Raw genomic sequence first — 18,943 nt, 5'->3', positions numbered from 1 at the left:
GGCGGTTGTGCACGGACCGCCGAGCGGGAGGTCAGGCGGCGCGCGCGGGCGCGATCCTGGACGCGGTCGGTTGCTGCTGGCGCAGCGGACGGCCCAGCGCGACCTTGGCCGCGGTCACCGCCATCTCCAGCAGGCCACGCACGCCGGAGGGCGAGGCGGCGACCGACCACACGGTCGTGTCGCCGACGTCGCTCACCGGTTGCCCGGCGAACCGGTCGGCCAGCCAGTCCAGGCTGACCGGAGTGGACAGCGGCAGCAGGGAAAGGTGCTCGCTGAGCCGGTCGCGCACGTAGGTGACCATGGCGCCGCCGCGGCGGTACCGCTCCACCTGGCCGTCCACGGCCTCCACGTGGATGACCTGATCGTGCACGGGTTGCAGCACGAGCAGCGGGCAGACCGGTGTCGCGTTGCCGAGGCGCAGGTCATCGAACATCGCCGTCAGCTCCGGCGTGTCGAGCACCTCGGCGAGCGGGCGGCTGAGGAAGTCGTCGACTTTCTTGTGCGCGAGCCCCAGGACCGCGCCGACCGGTGTCGCGTTCTCCGCGTGGACGACGAACCGATGGCCCTCAGGGCTGAGCTCGTGGTCGATCAGCCTGCTCAGCGCGGGATACAGCCTGCGCAGGGCGGCGATAACGATGGCGGGCAGCCCCGCGTAGGCGGTGCCGTTGAGCCGGTCGAATATCTGGCGGGGGTCGCCGACCGGGGCGCCGAGCACGGCGCCGACGATGTCGAGCTCGGGGGCGTACGTCGGCGCCATCTCGACCGTCCACGAGCTGGCCATGCCGCCGCCGGAGTAGCCCCACACCGCGACCCGCGTGTCGGGGGCGAGACCGAGCGGCGCGAAGCGCAGGGCGGCGCGGATCCCGTCGAGCGCTCGGTAGCCGGGCTCGCGCGGGGCGCCGAAGTTTCCGTGCGGACCCTCGTGGTCGGCGATGCTGACCGCCCAGCCGCGTCGCAGCGCGTTCGCGACCAGGAGCCATTCCAACTGGGTGATCGAGCCGAGCGCACGGGCTCCATAGCGCAGCGCGTACGAGGGCGAGCACTTCTCCGTCACGGCGTCCATCGCGGTCTGGAAGGCCAGCAGCGGGCGGTCCTCGTCCGGTTCCGCGTCGTGCGGCAGCAGGACCGTGGTGATCGCCGCCTCGGGGGCGCCGTGCAGATCACAGCTGCGGTACAGCAGCTGCCAGGCCGAGACCTGCTGCGGGATGATGCCGAACAGCGCCACGTCGATCTTCCTGCTGCGCAGGATGGTGCCCGGCGGCTTGGCCGCGAAGCCCTTCGGTGGCCGGTGGAACGGGTCGACGCTCGGCAGCAGGGGATCGCGGTCCCCGGTACAAGCAGGGTCCGGGTCGACAGCGCCGATGACCTCCGCGGTCATGACACCTCCTCAGCGTCGAGGTCGGTCTGAATTCAAAGCGTTATCCAAATGTTGCGTTTTGATAACGATGCGACCATAGAAGGGTATATGAGCGATGACAGGTCTGGGAAGCCCCTGGATATCGGACTGCGGTCCTAGAATTCCACGCATGAGCAGACCGACCGTGTTCATCACCGGTGCAGCAGCCGGGATCGGGCGGGCGACCGCTCTCCTTTTCGCCGCACAGGGGTATCACGTCGGGGCTTATGACATCGACGAAGTCGGTCTGACCCGGCTCGCCGCCGAGATCACCGGCAAGGGCGGCAGCGTGCGCACTGGCGTGCTCGATGTGACCAACGACACGCAGTGGGCGCAGCGTCTCGCGGAATTCGATGCCGAGAACGGGCGGCTGGACATCTTGGTGAACAACGCGGGCATCCTGCGCGCCGGGCCGTTCGAGTCGATCGATCTGTCCGCTCACCGGGCGCTCGTCGAGGTCAACCTGATCGGCGTGCTGGCGGGAACGCACAGCGCGTTCCGCTATCTGCGGGACACTCCCGGCGCTCAGGTGGTCAACCTCTGTTCGGCCTCGGCGATCTACGGCCAAGCCGAGCTGGCCAGCTACGGCGCGACCAAGGCGGCGGTCAAGAGCTTGACCGAAGCGCTCGATCTCGAGTGGGAACCCTATGACATCCGGGTGATCGCGATCTGGCCGTTGTTCGTCGCCACCGCGATGGTGGACGGTGTGACGACCGGGACGACGAAGTCGCTCGGTGTGCGGTTGACCGCCGATGACGTCGCCGCCGGAATCTGGGCGGCCACCCGCAAGCGGACCCGGCTGCCGAAGGTGCACTACGAGATCGGCGCGCAGGCGAAGGCGCTGGCCACGGTCGCGAAATACGCCCCGAACTGGGCGGTGCGGACCGCGAACAAATTCTTCAGCGGCAGCTGAACGGTCGAGCCGGTCCGGTGCCGCGACTTCTGACAGAATTGCGCACCGAACAAGGGGGTGTGCAGCATGCCGACAGCCACTGAATCCGACGGGCCACTGCGGGGGCGGGGCGTTCCCTCGCTCAACCACGATCAGCTCGACAAGCTGCTCGCCGAACTGCGTTTCGGAGCGGGACGGGACCCGCAGATCGGCTATGCCGCCGCGGCGGCCGTCAGCGCGTGGCGCAAACCGCCGCGCATCCAGGTGACCGGGCGCTCCCACGCGGGACGGACCACGGTGCTGCACGCGCTCGCGCTGCTGTCCGCGGTGGAGACCGATCCGGTGGACGAGCCGGGGGTGCCCGATCCGGAACTCGACGCCGACATCGTCGTCTACGTGTTGTCGGCCGCGCCGACGCCCGCCGACCGCAGAATCTTGGCCACCCTGCCGCCGCAGCGCACGGTCGTGGTGCTGAACAAGGCCGACGCGATCGGGTCCCGCTGGGGCGACGCGGTGGCGGCGGCCGAACAATACGGCAGGGAACTGCGGGTTCCGGTCGTTCCGGTGGTCGCGTCGCTGGCGGTGCGCACCAGGGCGGGCGCGATGACCGACGCCGACCTGAGGCTGTTGCGCAAGCTCGCCACCGAGGCGGACCCCGCGCTGGTGCTGTCGCCGGATCTGTTCGTCGCGCCGGGGCCGGATGTCGCCGAGCGCGAGCAGTTGTTGCGGCGCTGGGACCTGTACGGCGTGGTCTGCGCCTGCACCGCCCTGCGCCATGATCCGGAACTCGCCCCGCAGGCGCTGCTGCAGATCCTGCACGCCGCCAGCGGCATCGACGCGCTGCACCGGCTGCTGCACCGCCGCTACGAGCAGGTCTCCGCGCTGCGTGGCGGTGAACTGCTCGACGAACTGGCCCGGCTCGCCGCCCGCGCGGTCCCGGAGGAGGGCGGCCGTGCCCGCGACCTCCTGGAGGCCTATCTCTACGGTGACGACGCTGCCTGGCTCGGGCTGTGCGCGGGCCTGGCCCGGCCCGAGGTGGCTCACCTCGCCGCGGGCTATCCCGCCCCGGCGCCCTCGGACGCCGACGACGCGATGGCCCGCGCCGCCCGGTGGCGCGCCGTCGTCACCAGCGACATGCCCCCCGCCGCCCGCCGCGCCGCCTTGCGCGTGCACAACGGTTACGTCCGACTATGGGAGCGGATGAGCAGTGCCGGTCTCTGAGCCCTCGGATGCACCGACCGAGGCTGCCCACACAGCAGGATCGGCGTCGGGCACCGGCACCGGCCGAGCCGCTGACGCGGGCGCACCGACCGACAGCGGGCACACTGTGGATTCCGGCACCGGTCGAGCCGCCGACGCGGGCGCACCGACCGACAGCGGGCACACCGTGGACTCCGGCACCGGCCGAGCCGCTGACCCCGGCGCACCGACCGACAGTGGGCACACCGTGGACTCCGGAACCGCGCGTGTCCTCTCGCCCGAGGTCGAGGCCGTGGTGGCGCGGTGGAATCCGCAGGGATTGCCACTGCTGCGGGCGGTGCACGGCTCCGGCGCCGCGAGCACGGTCACGGTGATCGGTCCCGCCGATGTCAACACCACACTGCTGCGCACCGAGCTGGCCCGCTTCGAGCCGCGGATCACATTGTCCGAGCCGATTCCGGACGCCCGCGTGGCCGTGGAGACGACCTCGCCGTCCCTTGCCGCGCCGTCGGCGCTGACGCTGATTCTGCTGGACGCGGGCACCACCATCGGCGCGGACCTGCTGGAGATGATCGACCGGATCCGCGCGGACGGTACCCGCGTTCTGCTCGCCATGAACGGCATCCACGCCTACCAGGACTGGCGTGCGGTGCGGGCGCGGAACCTGGAGTTGCTGGCCGCCCAGGGCGCTGCCGACCTGGACATCCTGCCGGTCTCGGCGCGGCTCGCCGCGGCGGCCCGCACGGCGGGCGACGCCGGGCTGCTGGATCGCTCCGGTCTCGGCGCCCTGCACGCGCAGTTGACCGCGGCGGCCTCGGGCGCCGCCGCGACGACCGGCGACCGATTGGCCGCGGTCACCGGCCGCGTCCTGGCCGATACGCGCCAGCGAGTGATCGAGCAGGTGGCCGCGCTGCGCTCCGGTGCCGACTTGGCACGGCTGCGCGAGGAACGCGCGGTGCTGCTCGCGGGCCGCGACGGCGGACGGGCGACCGCGATGTCCACCCTGCGCGGGCAACTGCACCTGGCCCGGGTCGACCTGATGACCGATATCGGCGCGCGGATTCGCACGTTGCACACCGCGGCGCGCGCCGAGTTGGATCGCTTGCGTCCCGCCCAGCTCCGCGGCTATCCCGACCGGCTCCAGCAGGCGGTGACCGAGCTGACCGGCGCTGTCGACCACACCATCGACCACCGCTTGGCCCAACTCGGGGACCGGATCGAGGACGCGGACCGCGCTCTGCCACCGCGACGGCGTGATCCGGCGCCTCGGGTGGGCCCGGATCCGGAGCCGAGACACCGGGGTGTCGAAGATCACCTTATGATCGCGCTCGGCGCGTCGGCGGGTGTCGGCCTCGGTCGCCTGCTGGTTGCTCCACTGTCGCTGGTGCCCGCGCTCGATGTCGCGACCGTCCCCGTCACGCTGCTACTCGGCGGTAGCGCCGCCGCCTGGGTGGTCCGTGCCCGTGGTCAGTTGGCCGATCGAGCGCACATCCGGCAATGGGTGGCCGACGCGCTGGTCAATGTGAAAGCCCAGCTCGAGCAGCGGGTGGCGACCGCGCTCGTGGAAACCGAGACCGCATTGGCCGATATCGTGGTGCAGGCAAGCACCGCGCGAATGGTGGACATCGATCGTCGCGTCGCCGAACTGGAGGCGAAGCTGCGCCGGACGGCGGCCGAACAACCCGGTCAACTCGCCGCATGCGAGCGGGATATCCGGATCCTCGACCGCTGGATCCCGCCTGTTGAAACGAGCGACCAATTGGGTACACAGTGATGAACCCGATGCCGTACGGGTCGTCACATGGCGTTAACCTCTATTCAGGAACTTGGGCGTTCCGCTGAGTCCTGATCTGCCGCCCGGTGAGGGTGCGCTGACGACCGGTCGGAGCGGGCGCCTTCCCGCCAACGGTGGCGCTGGGTGCATTCGCGCTGGTCATGGGCCTTGGGCCAGGCGGCGAAGCATCGAGTGGCCGCCCATCTCAGGAGAGTTTTCATGACGTCAGCGACCATTCCTGGTCTTCGTGGATCCGACGGCAAGGCGCCGACCGAGCACAGCGAACTACTCGCCTGGGTACAAGAAGTCGCCGAACTCACCCAGCCGGATCGAGTGGTGTGGGCGGACGGCTCGGATGAGGAATGGGACCGGCTGACCGAGCAGCTCGTCGCGGCGGGCACGTTCAAGCGCCTGGACGAGAGGAAGAAGCCGAACTCCTTCCTCGCCCTCTCCGACCCCTCCGACGTGGCCCGGGTGGAGTCCCGCACATACATCTGTTCCAAGACCGAGGCCGACGCCGGCCCCACCAACAACTGGGTCGATCCCGCCGAGATGCGCGCCACGATGACCGAGCTGTACCGCGGATCGATGAAGGGCCGCACCATGTACGTGGTGCCGTTCTGCATGGGCCCGCTGGGCGCCGAGGACCCGAAGCTGGGCGTGGAGATCACCGACTCCGAGTACGTCGTCGTGTCGATGCGCGTGATGACCCGCATGGGCGCCGCCGCGCTGGAGAAGCTGGGCGCCGACCGGCCGTTCGTGAAGGCGCTGCACTCCGTGGGCGCGCCGCTGGAGGAGGGCCAGGCCGACGTGCCGTGGCCGTGCAACGACACCAAGTACATCACCCACTTCCCGGAGGACCGGGAGATCTGGAGCTACGGCTCCGGCTACGGCGGCAACGCGCTGCTCGGCAAGAAGTGCTACTCGCTGCGCATCGCCTCGGCGATGGCCCACGACGAGGGCTGGCTGGCCGAGCACATGCTGATCCTCAAGCTGATCTCCCCGGAGAACAAGGCCTACTACATCGCCGCCGCGTTCCCGAGCGCCTGCGGCAAGACCAACCTCGCGATGATCCAGCCGACCGTGCCGGGCTGGCGCGCCGAGACCCTGGGCGACGACATCGCCTGGATGCGCTTCGGCAAGGACGGCCGCCTGTACGCGGTGAACCCGGAGTACGGCTTCTTCGGCGTCGCGCCGGGCACCAACCGCAGCTCCAACCCGAACGCCATGGCCACCATGGAGGCGGGCAACACGGTCTACACCAACGTCGCGATGACCGACAACGGCGACGTGTGGTGGGAGGGCCTGGAGGGCGAGCCCGATCATTTGATCGACTGGAAGGGCAACGACTGGTACCTGCGGGAAACCGAGACGCTCGCCGCCCACCCGAACTCGCGCTATTGCACGCCGATGGCCCAGTGCCCGATCCTGGCCCCCGAGTGGGACGACCCGCAGGGCGTGCCGATCTCGGCGATCCTGTTCGGCGGTCGCCGCAAGACCACGGTTCCGCTGGTCACCGAGTCCTTCGACTGGCAGCACGGCGTGTTCATGGGCGCGACGCTGTCCTCCGAGCAGACCGCGGCGGCCGAGGGCAAGGTCGGCACGGTGCGCCGCGACCCGATGGCCATGCTCCCGTTCATGGGCTACCACGTCGGTGACTACCTGGGCCACTGGATCAACATCGGCAAGAACGCCGACGCCGCCAAGCTGCCGAAGATCTTCTACGTCAACTGGTTCCGCCGCGGCGACGACGGCCGCTTCCTGTGGCCGGGCTTCGGGGAGAACTCCCGCGTGCTGGAGTGGATCATCGGCCGCATCGAGGGTTCCGCCGAGGCGGAGGCGACCGCGATCGGCAACGTGCCGACCGCCGCGCAGCTCGACCTGGACGGTCTGGACGTCGACCCCAAGGACGTCGACGAGGCGCTCGCGGTGAACGCCGACGAGTGGCGCAAAGAGATCCCGCTGATCGAAGAGTGGTTCGAGTTCGTGGGTGACAAGCTGCCTTCCGGCGTGCGCGACGAGTTCGAAGCGCTCAAGCAGCGTCTGGGCTGACACTCCTCCAAAAGTAGCACCGCCCGCACTATCTGGTCGATGGTGCGGGCGTTTGCTTGTGCGCCAAGGTTTTTGGCGCTATTCGTCGAACGGGGCCATCCGGACCATCGTCAGGAACCCGGCGCCGTTGAGCCAGCGCACCCTGCCGTCGGGCACGGCTTTCGCCTCCGCTTCGAAGGCCGCGATCAGGTGCCGTTTGAGATCCTGGCGTGGGTGCCGTCGCAGCAGGTCGGCGACCCAGTCCGGGTCCAGTTCCGCCAGCCGCGCGCCGATCACGTCCACCGATGCGCCCGCGGAGACGAAGCCGCCCGGGTCGGTGAGATCGTCGGCGACGCCGGGCGTGATGTGGGCGGCGATGGCCGCGCCGATCGCCTCGGCGCGCGCTGGGTCGGCGCCCGCCTCCCGGGCGAACGCGGCGGCGCGCTCCCCGCCGGTCACCGCGAAACATCGTCCCGGCGTGGGGTGTTCGAGCTGGAGGTCGTGCAGCAGGCAGGAGACATAGACGAGTTCGTCATCGTAGCTGGCGCCGTCGAGATCGGCGAGAACTCGCCCGAAGTAGTAGGTGCGCAGCGAATGATGCAGCACGTGCGGCGAAAGGGACTCGCGTGCTTCGGTTTCCGCTGCCACGGCCAGCGCGGAGTCGGGCAGCCGCAGGCCGGCGAAGTCGAGTTTGCCGCGTCCGCGCCGACCCAGCGCGAGCCGGACCCGGTTGGGCACCGCGGCGGGCAGCGTTCGCGCGGTCTCGACGGCCAGCCTGAGGCGTTGCTCTTTGGTCAGCGCGCCACCGGTGCGGGTGGCCCATGCCCAGTCGATGCCCGTCGGTGCGGCCACGGGTTCTCCTTCGTCGTCGAAACTCCCTGCGCGCTTCAGTCAACCGCGTAGCAGGGGCTGCGACGAGTGGCGGAAATGACAGTAATGCTCGGATTCGTGCCAAACTGGTGATTGATGAAGAATGTGGTCGCACTGGCGCTGGACGGCGTCATGGCCTTCGACCTGGCCTCCGCCGTGCAGGCGTTCCGGCACGGGCCGGGTAAGACCGGCGAGCCGCGCGGGTTCGAGATGCGCACGTGCGGGTTGCGCCCGGGGCCGGTGTGGACGCCGAACGGCTTCGAATTGCGGGTGGAGCACGGGCTCGAGGCGCTCACGGAGGCCGATATCGTCGTCCTCCCCGGGATAGGCATTCCGACGCTGCCCACGCCGCGGGAGGCGCTCACCGCGCTGCGTGAGGCCGCGGAACGCGGCGCGACGATGGTGAGCATCTGCGTCGGCGCGTTCATCCTCGCCGAGGCGGGTCTGCTGGACGGGCGGCCCGCGACGACGCATTGGGCCTACTGCGACGAGTTCGCCGAGCTGTATCCCGCGGTGAAACTGGACCCGACGGCGCTGTACGTGGACGACGGCGACGTGCTCACGTCGGCTGGTCTTTCGGCCGGTCTCGACCTGTGTCTGCACATCGTCCGCAGAGAGCTCGGCGCGCATGCGGCCGCGGAGCTGGCCAGGTGGAACGTGACTGCGCCGCATCGGGAAGGCGGTCAGGCGCAATACATTCCGGATCGATCCGGCGCTCGCGGCGCCGATGGCGGCCTCGCCGCCACGCTGGCCTGGGCCGTCGCCGAACCGGCTGCGGCAGTGGATGTTTCGGCGCTCGCCGCGCACGCGCTGATGAGCGAGCGCACCTTCATCCGCCGATTCAAGGCGGAGGTGGGCACCACGCCGCGACGCTGGCTGGACGCCCAGCGCACCGCCCGCGCCCGCGAGCTACTGGAAACTACTCGTTTGCCAGTCGAAGTCGTCGCGTCCGAAGCGGGTTTCGGCAGCGTCACCGCCCTGCGGGTGCATCTGCGCGCGGCGACGGGAGCCACCCCGGCCGCGTATCGCCGCTCGCTGGGCCGGTGACCACAGCTTTGCGTAGCGATCCCGGGTGAAAAGCCTTGCGATCCAGGATAACCCGCGATGAAGTGAATGGCTTTGGCACGCAGTGCATCAGCGTAATGCGTTGACATCGGGCGACCGGTTACCGAATTCACCCCCTCCAGTAGGTTTATCAACCCGCGCGGTGGGGTAAGAATCTTGTCGAGAGAACGTATGTAGTCATGGCTTATGCTTGACGTATTGTTCCTGCTACGCACACCAGTCTGATTACTGGCGGTTAACTGATCGACTGACCTACTTCCCTATCGACATCGGAACCGCGATCCCCGCGGTGCACGGCGAGATCGAGGCGCGAGAGAGGCGGTTGGAGCATGGCCGATCTGGAGACGACGGCGTCCATTCCCCGGATGGGTGCCGGATTCGAGTTCGCGACCGCGAGCACCCCGCTGCGCCGGGCCGCGGGACGGCTGCGCTCGGTGCTGCCGCCAGGGTGGCGCGTCGAGGTCGTCGACGCGCCGACTTGGCTGTACGGCGACCGTGCGCCCATACTCCGGGTGGTCATGCCACCGGACTGATCACCCGGTCCAGCCGAGCGGCATGAGCAGCGACTTCTGCTCGCAGAACGAGTCGAGGCCCTCCGGGCCGTTCTCCCGTCCGAGTCCGGAGGCCTTGTAGCCGCCGAACGGCGAGGTCGGGTCGAACGCGTACCAGTTGATCGCGTAGGTGCCGGTACGCACCCGCGCCGCGATCTCCGCGCCGTGCTCGATGTCGGTGGTCCACACCGACCCGGCGAGGCCGTAGACCGAGTCGTTGGCGATGGCAACGGCCTCGTCCTCGGTCTCGTACGGGATCACCGACAGCACCGGGCCGAAGATCTCCTCCTGGGCGATGGTGGACTTGTTGTCCACGTCGGCGAAGATCGTCGGCTCGACGAACCAGCCGCGCTCGAGCCCCTCCGGCCGACCGCCGCCGAGCACCAGCCGCGCGCCCTCGGCCTTGCCCTTGGCGATGTATCCCTCCACCCGATCGCGCTGGCGTTCGGAGATCAGCGGGCCCAGCTGCACGGAGGGGTCGCTGGGGTCGCCGACCTTCATCGTCCGCACGTGGTCGACCAGCGCGTCGAGGATTTCGTCGTACCGGCTGCGCGGGGCGAGGATCCGCGTCTGCGCGACGCAGCCCTGCCCGCTGTTCATCAGGCCGGAGAACGCGAGCACCGGGATACCGGCCGCGATATCCATGTCCGGCAACAGAATCGCCGCGGACTTGCCGCCCAGCTCGAGCGAGACGCTCTTGAGCTGGCCGGTGGCGATGGCGCCGATCTTCCTGCCGACCGCGGTGCTTCCGGTGAACGTCAGCTTGTCCACACCGGGGTGTGAGACGAGGTACTCGGCAGCGTCCGGCTCGGCGGGCAGCACGGAGAGCACGCCTTCGGGCAGCCCCGCCTCGGTGAAGATGTCCGCGAGCATATTGGCTGTGATCGGCGTGAGCGGGGACGGCTTCAGCACCACGGTGCAACCGGCCAGCAGGGCCGGAGCGAGCTTGTTGGCCGCGAGGAACAGCGGGACGTTCCACGCGGTGATCGCCGCGACGACGCCGCGCGGCTCGCGGGTCACCCGCGTGGTGCCGAACCCGCCGACCCGCGTTTCGCGCCAGGGGAAGGACTCGGCCAGGGCGGCGCAGGCGTCCAGCGCGGCGACCGCGGGGATCTGATTGAGCGTCATGGCGATCATCTGCGGCGCGCCGACCTCGGCGGTCAGCGCGGCGAGCAGGTCGGCCGAACGCTGTTCGATCAGCCGTGCGGCCCTACTGAGCACCGCGGCACGCTCCTGCGGTGGGGTGGCGGGCCACGGGCCGTGGTCGAAGGCGTGCCTGGCCGCGGCGACCGCGGCGTCGACGTCGGCCCGGCTCACCGCGGGGACGCTGCCCACCGGCTCGACCGTGACCGGCGAGATGACCTGGACGCGCTCGGCGGTGGCTGGCGCGGTCCAGCGGCCGCCGATGAACAAGCTGTCGTAATGCATGAGAACACGTTACAGTTCTGTACTGAATTTGTCTGTAACCTGTTCTAGTTTTGCTTTCGCGCGCCCTGGCTCCGAGTGTGAATTCCGACCTCTCGGTTCGCTTTTCGCCGAACGCACTATTGCGTTCTGTTGCTGGAAACGTCATGCTGGAGCGACAGATCAGCTCGCTCCATTCACCAACCGATACCGCAAACTGGGGAGTCCGAGTCATGGCGGTGCAAGTGATCGGCCGGTCGCTGATGACCAGTGATCAAACCGAGCATCAGGCGAAGTGCGTCGGCAGCGGAGGATGGGTGGTCTCCTTCCTACCCGGCCGCACCCTGACAATCGAGCAGGCAACTGCGGCTATGCAGGCCGCCGAGGCGGTCGCCGCGGTAGGGATGCTAGCCGACCTGGTCGGTCTGACCACGCTCGAAACCGTTGGCTTGGCCATGCGGGAATCGCCGTGGAGCGAGCCGGTGCACGCGCCGTGCGGCAAGCGGCACTGGCGTCGCGGATGGCTGGAGCCTTAGTTCAGCTAATTTTTAGTAGCCACAACAACCAGATTGCTCACAAGTAACTCACGCACCACTGGTATCCGCACCAGCCACCAGGCCCAACGCGGGTGGTACCGCGGGAAGACCGTGCGGACTTCGGCCGGAGTGCCTGCCGCCCAGCTTAATCCGTCCGCGGCGCGCACCGCGAACAGCGACCTGCCGAACCGGTTCTTGGGTTCCCGCCCGTGCTTGCGCCGATACCGGCGCGCGGCGTATTCACCACCGAGGTAGTGCCACGGCCCGGTCTCGTGCCCGCCGAACGGGCCGTGCCACACCGTGTACGAGAGCACGATCAGTCCGCCCGGCCTGGTCACCCGCACCATCTCGTCGGCCATCGTCCACGGCTTCGAGACGTGCTCGGCGACGTTCGACGAGAAGCAGATGTCGACCGCGTCGTCACGGAACGGCAGCGCCATCCCGGACCCGCGGACCGCACCGGCCACCGAAAGGCCCGCCGCGTGCATTTCCGACGGGTCCGGCTCCACCGGGATGTAGCGCGCTCCGGTGCGGAGGAACTCGTCCGCGAAGTAGCCCGGTCCGCCGCCGACGTCGAGAATCGTCGCACCGTCCAGCGACCGGCCGGTGAGGTCGGCGTAGAAGTCCGCGATCATGGCCGCGCTGTCGGCGGCCAGGCCGCCGTAGAACAGCGCCGGATCGGTCTGCTCGAACCGGAAACTGCCGAGCAGCCGCAGCGACCTGCGTAGCGTCGCCCGCCGGGCGAACCGGGGCGAGCTGCTGCGTACGGGCGTTTTCTCGGCTTTGAGCACGGCGCCGAGTTTTCCATAACCCCGATCGTGGGCATGCTCGACGGGGGCTCGGTTAGGGTGTACCGCGATATCCGACGTTCCCACCGGGACCACCGACCGAGAGAAGCTCCACGTGCGCGAAGTCCTCCTGCTCTGCTGGCGCGACACCGGGCACCCGCAGGGAGGCGGCAGCGAGCGGTACCTCGAGCAGGTCGGCGCACATCTGGCGGCTCGCGGGATCAAGGTCACCTTGCGCACCGCGCGCTACCCGGGGGCGCCGCGGCGGGAACGCATCGACGGCATCGACATCAGCCGGGCGGGCGGACGCTACACGGTATATCCGCGGGCGCTGGCCGCCCTCCTGCTCGCGCGAGTCGGCCTCGGGCCGCTGCGCGGCGTGCGCCCGGACGCGGTGATCGATACCCAGAACGGGATCCCCTTCTTCGCCACCGTCGTCACCCGGGCGCCGTCGGTGGTGCTGGTGCACCACGGCCACCGTGAGCAGTGGCCGGTCGCCGGTCGGCTGGTCGGCCGCATCGGCTGGTGGATCGAATCCCAGCTGTCGCCGCGCGTTCACCGGGACAACCAATATCTGACCGTGTCACTGCCTTCGGCGGAGGAGCTGGCCGCGCTCGGTGTGGACCGTTCGCGAATCGCGGTGGTTCGCAACGGAGCTGAACCGGTTCCAGTCGACGCGCCGACGGGTGCCGCGGAAACGCGGACCGACGAGCCCACCATCGTGGTGCTGTCCCGTCTGGTGCCGCACAAGCAGATCGAGGACGCGCTTGCCGCCGTCGCCCGGCTGCGCGACCGCATCCCGGGGCTGCGCCTCGACGTGATCGGTGACGGCTGGTGGGCCGACAACCTGAAGGACAACGCCCGCGAGCTCGGCATCGCCGACGCCGTCACCTTCCACGGCCACGTGGACGAACGGCGCAAGCACGAACTGCTCGCCCGCGCATGGGTGCACGTGCTGCCGTCGCGCAAGGAGGGGTGGGGCCTCGCGGTGATCGAGGCCGCCCAACACGGTGTGCCGACCGTCGGCTACCGGAGTTCCCGCGGGCTCACCGATTCCATCGTCGACGGCGCCACCGGCGTCCTGGTGGACGATGTCGCGCAATTGGCCGACGCCGTCGGCGACCTGCTGGACGATCCGGCGGCGCGGACGGTCATGGGCGAGAAGGCTCGCTCCCGGGCCCGCGAATTCTCCTGGGAGCAGACCGGAAACGGCGTCTACGAGGTGCTGGCGGCCGCTGCCCGCGGTGAGCACACCGCCGGCTTGATCGCGGCGCGGCCGGTCGACTGACTCCTGGGGTTGCGCTGACCGAAGCTACCGCCGGATCTTCGTCCGGGGTCGTGCACGCATACCGACAACGATCAGTGGCCCGGCGAAAAGCATTGCGACCCATAGTGAATGAGCTGCAAAGGCGAGTGCGCGCTCTTGGGTCGTCGACCCGCGTCGCTCGATGACGCCGGGCACGCGATACAGCGCGAAGTCGGCGTCCTCGTAGGTCGGCTCGAGCTGGGCGAGGGTGGCCGCCGATTCGCCGAGCGGGCCGGGGGTTGTTCGTTCCACGAGCACCCAGCCGACGCCGAGGCGCGCCAGATCAACGGCCGGACCGCCGTGCAGCAGAAGGGCTTCCACTTGTCTGGCGCGGGCTCCTTCGCCGGACACGGTCCGGCCGCGCACCAGGAGCTCACCGGTCTGCAAGACGTCCCCGGGCAGCATGCGCGGCGCTGGATCCAGGACCGGCGCGGAGCCGCTGTAGGGGAACTTGCGGAACATTCCGGCGGGCAGCACCGCGATGTCGGCGGAATCGTCGACTCGTTCCGCGACCCGCCGCCACCCGTCCGGATAGCGCACGGCTCGAACCGCTCCACCGACCCCCCAGGCGAGATCGAAGAGCGGCAGCATCAGGAGCGCGACGAATATCGCTGCGACAGCGGATGTCACGGCTCGGTGCGGCAGCCGGAGTTGGTCTGCCGTCGTCGGCTGGGGGGTCGCGGAGAAAAGCCGAGCCAGCACGCCGCACCCGGCCGCCGCGCACAGCGCGTAGGCGGGCATGGCCAAGGCCACGTACTTCTGGGTGTCGCGCAGCAGACCCGCGCCGGGCACGTGCACGACCAGCCACTCCAGCGCGTCCATGCCCCACGGCGTCGCGCCGAGCGCGGGAAACAGAACCGCGATCGCCGCCAGTAGCAGCAGTACGCGGCGGACGTGGCGGCTGTCCGGGTCGTCGCTGTTCCGTGCGACGGCACGCACACCCAGCGCGACGATCACGAGCAGCGCGAACGTGCCGATCGCGGCGAGCGGCGTGGTGCGCGAGTCCGGTACCGCCGCGGCGTTCCAGATCCCGCCCAGCCCGGCCGAGCTGCCCAGCGTGCCGAGCCCGGGTTCGGCACGTGCGGCGAACGCGGCGATACCCGCGGGGTCGGAGGGTTCGCCGCCCGCGCCGGACAGCGCGGTGGCGGTCAGCCACGGCGCCGACGCGGCCACCCAGAGGGCGACCGTCGCGGGCAATTGCCGTACCCGGACGAGGGCGAGCGCGGTGCAGCCAGCCAGCAGCGCGCCGGTCGGTGTGAGGCCCGCCGCGGCAAGCGACCCCGCCAGCGCCGCCCACGCGGACGACTGGCCGTCGGAGTCGGCCGGGCCGACCTCGAGTTGTCGCACCGATGCGGTCCCGGTGCCCCTGCGCTGCTGCGCAGTGAGAGCGCATCGGAGCCGATAGGCGGCCAGCACCGTCCACGGCAGAGCGGCATAGCCGGTCAGCAGACTCCAGTGCCCCTGCAAAAGGCGCTCGGCCACGTACGGGTTCCACAGCGCGACCGTGGCGGCGGCCAGTTGTGCGCCGATGGACGCGCGCAGCAGTTCGCGCACGAGGACCGCGCCCCCGTACGCCGCGGCCCACAGCGCGACGACCAGGATCACCTTGACGATCAGCCCGCCGTCCACGATCGAGGACAGCGTCGCGAGCAACGCGTCCTGCGGCACCGCCCGCGGCGCCGCGTCCCCCAGCCCGAGCGCCGAGTCGGTCGGATAGCTGCGCGGCGTGCTCACCGCATCCCGCAAGAGCAGATAGCCCGGTTTCAGCAGCGGTCCGGCCACGAGCAGCGCCACCGCCGCGCTGTATCCCGCAGCCACCACTCGATCCCGACGGCTCACACCCACGGCTGAGCACTGTACGTCGCGAACACTGCCCGGCGGAGCCCAGAGGACGAGGATGCCTGACGCGGATGCTCACGCGGTCCGCCTTTTGATGCTCGTGCGCGCATCGGCCAGGGCGGCATCCGCAGGTTCCTGCTCCTCCCAGCGCGACCCCGCTTGGCGAATCGACTGCGACCCTCGCTCGAGCCGACCTGAATCAGTGGTCACGTTGCCGCAAGCCACTCGCCGTGCGCGAGGGCGAGCGTGGGACGATGGGCCGCGTGTCTGCTGTCCGTCGGTTTCTCGTGGTGGCGGATTTGACGTGGGTGACGGCCGGGGCGATGACCGCCAACGTGGCCGGGTATCTGCTGCAACTGCTGGCCGGACGATGGCTGGGGGTTGCCGGGTACAGCGAGTTCGCGAGTCTGCTAGCGGTGCAGTTGCTGTGTGCGGTCCCGGCGCTGGCCTTGCAGAACGTGGTCGCCCGCGAGTTGGTCCGGGGTGCCAATGTGGCGGCGCTGCGCGGATTGCAGTGGCGGTGCGCGCTGATCGTCGCCGCGGTGGCGGCGGTGTTGGTGCCGCTGGTTTCGCTCGCGCTGAACGTCGGGGTGGCCGCCACGGCCGCGGCACTCAGTGCCGCGCCCGCTCTGGTGCTCTTGTCCGGCGAGCAGGGGGTCTTGCAGGGCAGTAAGCGGTTTCGGGCGTTGGGAGTGGTGCTCGGCGCGGCGGGAACCGCCCGGGTCGCGCCCGCGCTGGTGGTCTTGGCGCTGAGCGGCGGCGCGACGCTCGCGCTGTGGGCCGCGGCCTGCGGGATCGCGGCGGCGGCGCTGCTGGCCAGGACGGTCGCCGGTTCGCCGTCCCAGCCGGCCCGTGCCGGAATCGAGGCGGGCGAGGCGCCCGCGGCCACCGGCGTGCTGCCGGTTCTGCGGGCCGCCCAGGTGCAGGCGGCGCTGATGGCGCTGTCGTCGGCGGACCTGATCGTGGTCCGGATCGTGCTCGACGACGTGGACGCCAGCCGCTACGCCCTCGGCACCATCGCCACCAAGATCGCGTTCTGGCTGCCGCAGGCGGTCGGCGTCGTGCTGTATCCGCGAATGGCCCAGCCGACGTCCTCGGCGGGCGCGATCCGGGCCGCACTGGCGGTGCTCAGCGGTATCGGCCTCGTCGCGGTGCTCGGGGCCGCGCTCGCCGCTCCGCTGGCTCCGCTGCTCGCGGGCGAGGACTACGCCCCGATCCAAGGCCTGCTCTGGCTGTTCGCGCTGCACGGAGCGCTGCTGGCCGTGCTGCAAGGCGCGGTGCTCTCGGCCATCGCCGTCGACCGCACCTCCCTCGCGCTGGTCACCTGGCTGGGACTGGCCGTCGAAGTCACGTTGATGCTGTCTCTGGCCCGCTCGGTCCCGGCGCTGATCAGCACGGCCGCGTCCGTCGCGGCCACTACCACCCTGGTGGTCGCCGTCATCGTGCTTCGAGCGGCCGACAGCACGACTCGCCCTGAGCCGCTGCGCCCGGTCGGTTGACGGGGACCTACCTAGGATCGAGCCCATGATCACCGCGGTCCACACCCTCGTCTATGCGGACGATCCCGACGCGGCCCGCGCGTTCTTCCGTGACGTTCTCCGCTGGCCGAACGTCGACGCCGACGGCGGCTGGCTCGTGTTCGCCACCGGGCCGAGTGAACTCGGTGTTCACCCCACCGAGGAACGACCGCGGCACGAGATCTCGCTGATGTGCGATGACCTCGAACGAACGATGGCCGAGTTGACCGCACGCGGAGCGCGCTTCGAAGGCGAGCCCGCCGATCGGGGCTTCGGCCGCTGCGTGGACCTGCGCATTCCGGGGGCGGGCACGATGCTGCTGTACCAACCGCGCCATCCCACCGCGTATCCACTCGCGGACGCTTGACCCGCGAACGAATTCGGCTCCCCAGCCAGAAGGCGGGGGAGCCGAATTCGGTGTGCTCAGCCGGATCAGGGTTGCTTGTTGATCCGGATCTGCTCGGTGGGCGCGTCATCGCCGCCGCGACCGGCCGCACTCCGAGGGACGGTGCCGCCCGGACGCTGGCCCGGGGCGCCGCCGGAGCGCGCGGGCACCGGGGCAGGCCCGCCGCGAACACCCAGGAACACGCCCGCGATCAGCGCGATCACACCGAGCACGCCCAAGACGATCGGCATGATCCGGCCGTACAGCGACAGCTTGTCGATGTTCTCCTTCGCCACCGAGATCTGCGACTCGACGGTGTTCTCGTCGAACACGATGTGCGACTTCAGCGCGGTGACCTCGGGCTTGTCCGCGGTGCGCGAGTAGTACAGGTGCAGCTGCTCGCCGCCCTTGACCACCGTGCCGGTCTGCGGCTCGACCCACAGGTCACGGGTGTTGGTGTAGTACCGGGTCATGGTCACCGGGGTCTCGCCGCCCTCGACGCCCCACTTGGCGGCGGGCAGGCTCAGCCGGTTGGTCGGCGACTGCACCACGTCCCACAGGTTGGTCGCGGGAACCGACATCTGGAAGTGGTAGACCGTCATGTTGTTGATCTCGGTCTCTTCGACGAAGGTGGCGTCGAAGGTCTTGCGCACGTTGAGATCGAAGTACGGGTAGGTCTTCTTCTCGGTGCCGATCGGGAACCGGTACTGCAGGCCGGTGTGCTGCACCGGGTCGGCGATGCTCTCGCCTTCCTTGGTGGTGGTGACCGCGATGGAGCCGTTGGGCTCGGTGGAGACCGGCATGCCGGTCTTGCGGTCGATGGTCACCCGGTCGATGACCGCGGTCAGCAGGCCGGTGTCGCCCTGCTTGTCGATGCGCCGCAGCGTCTGACCCGCCTGCACCGTCATCTTCTCGGCGTCGGCCGGGTCCTCGACGGTGAGGAACCGCTGCGAGACCAGCGGGACGTTGGTGTCGACTTTGGCGGAACCCTCCGGCGCGGTCAGCGACTTGGAGTCGAGCACCAGGCTGTCCTCACCGGGCTGATTCGTCGCGATCGTGGTGATCTCCAGATCGAGGGGAGTTTTCGCCAGTTTGTCGACGGTGTAGGTCGGGATCATCAGTGCGGCGACGATCAGCAACGCGCCGAGACCCACGAGCAGGCAGGCCACCGTCCTTCTGGTACCGGCACTCAGTGCCATGCAAACTCTCCTCGTCGTAGAACACAGGTCGTTCCGGCGAGCACTGCGGGCAGGCCGCGGCACTCGTGAGCCCCGACACTAACAGTCCGATGTCGTACCATGCGGCGTCGAGGCCGGAAACGGCCGAGAAATCGCCCGAGTTTAGCGCGAAATCTGAAACGTCGGGTTATCAACTGTGAATTCGCGAGGC

Annotated in this window: 16 protein-coding genes; 10 read left to right on the top strand and 6 right to left on the bottom strand. The window is 69.7% G+C overall.

The annotated features are described in order from the left end of the window. Window positions 1–31: 31 nt before the first annotated feature. A complete protein-coding gene (locus ON34_RS27275; RefSeq protein WP_051023185.1) occupies window positions 32–1,378 on the bottom strand; it encodes a lipase family protein in 1,347 nt (448 codons plus the stop codon). A gap of 148 nt (window positions 1,379–1,526) precedes the next feature. On the opposite strand from ON34_RS27275, the gene ON34_RS27270 reads away from it, so the two are divergent. The 4 genes from ON34_RS27270 (at window position 1,527) to ON34_RS27255 (ending at window position 7,314) form a co-directional block, all read left to right on the top strand. Beyond that, on the top strand, window positions 1,527–2,309 hold the full coding sequence (locus tag ON34_RS27270; RefSeq protein WP_040784759.1) for an SDR family oxidoreductase: 783 nt from the start codon (window positions 1,527–1,529) through the stop codon (window positions 2,307–2,309). A gap of 66 nt (window positions 2,310–2,375) precedes the next feature. Beyond that, on the top strand, window positions 2,376–3,509 hold the full coding sequence (locus ON34_RS27265) for a GTPase Era family protein (protein WP_040784757.1): 1,134 nt from the start codon (window positions 2,376–2,378) through the stop codon (window positions 3,507–3,509). Window positions 3,510–3,615: 106 nt separating this feature from the next. Next, entirely contained in the window at window positions 3,616–5,262 is a 1,647-nt protein-coding gene (locus tag ON34_RS27260; protein ID WP_245548220.1) for a hypothetical protein, read from the top strand. A gap of 219 nt (window positions 5,263–5,481) precedes the next feature. Beyond that, window positions 5,482–7,314, top strand: a complete 1,833-nt coding sequence (locus ON34_RS27255; RefSeq protein ID WP_040784755.1) for a phosphoenolpyruvate carboxykinase (GTP) — start codon at window positions 5,482–5,484, stop codon at window positions 7,312–7,314. A 78-nt stretch (window positions 7,315–7,392) separates the two neighbouring features. Here ON34_RS27255 and ON34_RS27250 read toward each other — a convergent pair whose 3' ends face one another. Further along, window positions 7,393–8,145 carry an HD domain-containing protein gene (locus ON34_RS27250; RefSeq protein WP_040784753.1) on the bottom strand — a complete coding sequence of 251 codons (753 nt, stop codon included), beginning with the start codon at window positions 8,143–8,145 and terminating at the stop codon, window positions 7,393–7,395. A gap of 114 nt (window positions 8,146–8,259) precedes the next feature. Here ON34_RS27250 and ON34_RS27245 point away from each other — a divergent pair, with 114 nt between their 5' ends. Continuing rightward, window positions 8,260–9,210 (top strand): GlxA family transcriptional regulator, encoded by a 951-nt coding sequence (locus ON34_RS27245; protein ID WP_040784752.1) that lies wholly within the window; start codon window positions 8,260–8,262, stop codon window positions 9,208–9,210. 347 nt (window positions 9,211–9,557) lie between these two features. Then, window positions 9,558–9,761 (top strand): hypothetical protein, encoded by a 204-nt coding sequence (locus ON34_RS27240; protein ID WP_040784750.1) that lies wholly within the window; start codon window positions 9,558–9,560, stop codon window positions 9,759–9,761. Here ON34_RS27240 and ON34_RS27235 read toward each other — a convergent pair whose 3' ends face one another. Continuing rightward, entirely contained in the window at window positions 9,762–11,207 is a 1,446-nt protein-coding gene (locus ON34_RS27235) for an aldehyde dehydrogenase (protein ID WP_040784749.1), read from the bottom strand. It lies immediately after the preceding gene. A gap of 209 nt (window positions 11,208–11,416) precedes the next feature. On the opposite strand from ON34_RS27235, the gene ON34_RS27230 reads away from it, so the two are divergent. Continuing rightward, a complete protein-coding gene (locus ON34_RS27230; protein ID WP_040784748.1) occupies window positions 11,417–11,719 on the top strand; it encodes a hypothetical protein in 303 nt (100 codons plus the stop codon). A gap of 5 nt (window positions 11,720–11,724) precedes the next feature. Here the strand turns inward: ON34_RS27230 and ON34_RS27225 are convergent, their stop codons facing one another. Next, window positions 11,725–12,510, bottom strand: coding sequence for a class I SAM-dependent methyltransferase (locus tag ON34_RS27225; RefSeq protein WP_040784746.1), 786 nt, complete (start codon window positions 12,508–12,510; stop codon window positions 11,725–11,727). A 112-nt stretch (window positions 12,511–12,622) separates the two neighbouring features. Between ON34_RS27225 and ON34_RS27220 the strand changes: the two genes are divergently transcribed. After that, window positions 12,623–13,795, top strand: coding sequence for a glycosyltransferase family 4 protein (locus ON34_RS27220; protein ID WP_040784745.1), 1,173 nt, complete (start codon window positions 12,623–12,625; stop codon window positions 13,793–13,795). 24 nt (window positions 13,796–13,819) lie between these two features. Here the strand turns inward: ON34_RS27220 and ON34_RS27215 are convergent, their stop codons facing one another. After that, window positions 13,820–15,658, bottom strand: coding sequence for an MmpA family trehalose lipid delivery protein (locus ON34_RS27215; protein ID WP_245548219.1), 1,839 nt, complete (start codon window positions 15,656–15,658; stop codon window positions 13,820–13,822). A gap of 248 nt (window positions 15,659–15,906) precedes the next feature. Here ON34_RS27215 and ON34_RS27210 point away from each other — a divergent pair, with 248 nt between their 5' ends. After that, window positions 15,907–17,151, top strand: a complete 1,245-nt coding sequence (locus ON34_RS27210) for a polysaccharide biosynthesis protein (RefSeq protein ID WP_051023183.1) — start codon at window positions 15,907–15,909, stop codon at window positions 17,149–17,151. A 25-nt stretch (window positions 17,152–17,176) separates the two neighbouring features. Then, complete coding sequence (locus tag ON34_RS27205; RefSeq protein WP_040784744.1) at window positions 17,177–17,536, top strand: VOC family protein; 360 nt, start codon at window positions 17,177–17,179, stop codon at window positions 17,534–17,536. 65 nt (window positions 17,537–17,601) lie between these two features. On the opposite strand, the gene pgfA is transcribed toward ON34_RS27205, so the two are convergent. Continuing rightward, window positions 17,602–18,753, bottom strand: coding sequence for a cell envelope lipid trafficking protein PgfA (pgfA, locus tag ON34_RS27200; RefSeq protein ID WP_040784743.1), 1,152 nt, complete (start codon window positions 18,751–18,753; stop codon window positions 17,602–17,604). Between the last annotated feature and the right edge of the window lie 190 nt (window positions 18,754–18,943).

It is taken from the genome of Nocardia pneumoniae NBRC 100136, from assembly GCF_000308755.1.
GTDB classification, from domain to species: domain Bacteria; phylum Actinomycetota; class Actinomycetes; order Mycobacteriales; family Mycobacteriaceae; genus Nocardia; species Nocardia pneumoniae.
This window is presented reverse-complemented; position numbering and strand designations above follow the sequence as displayed.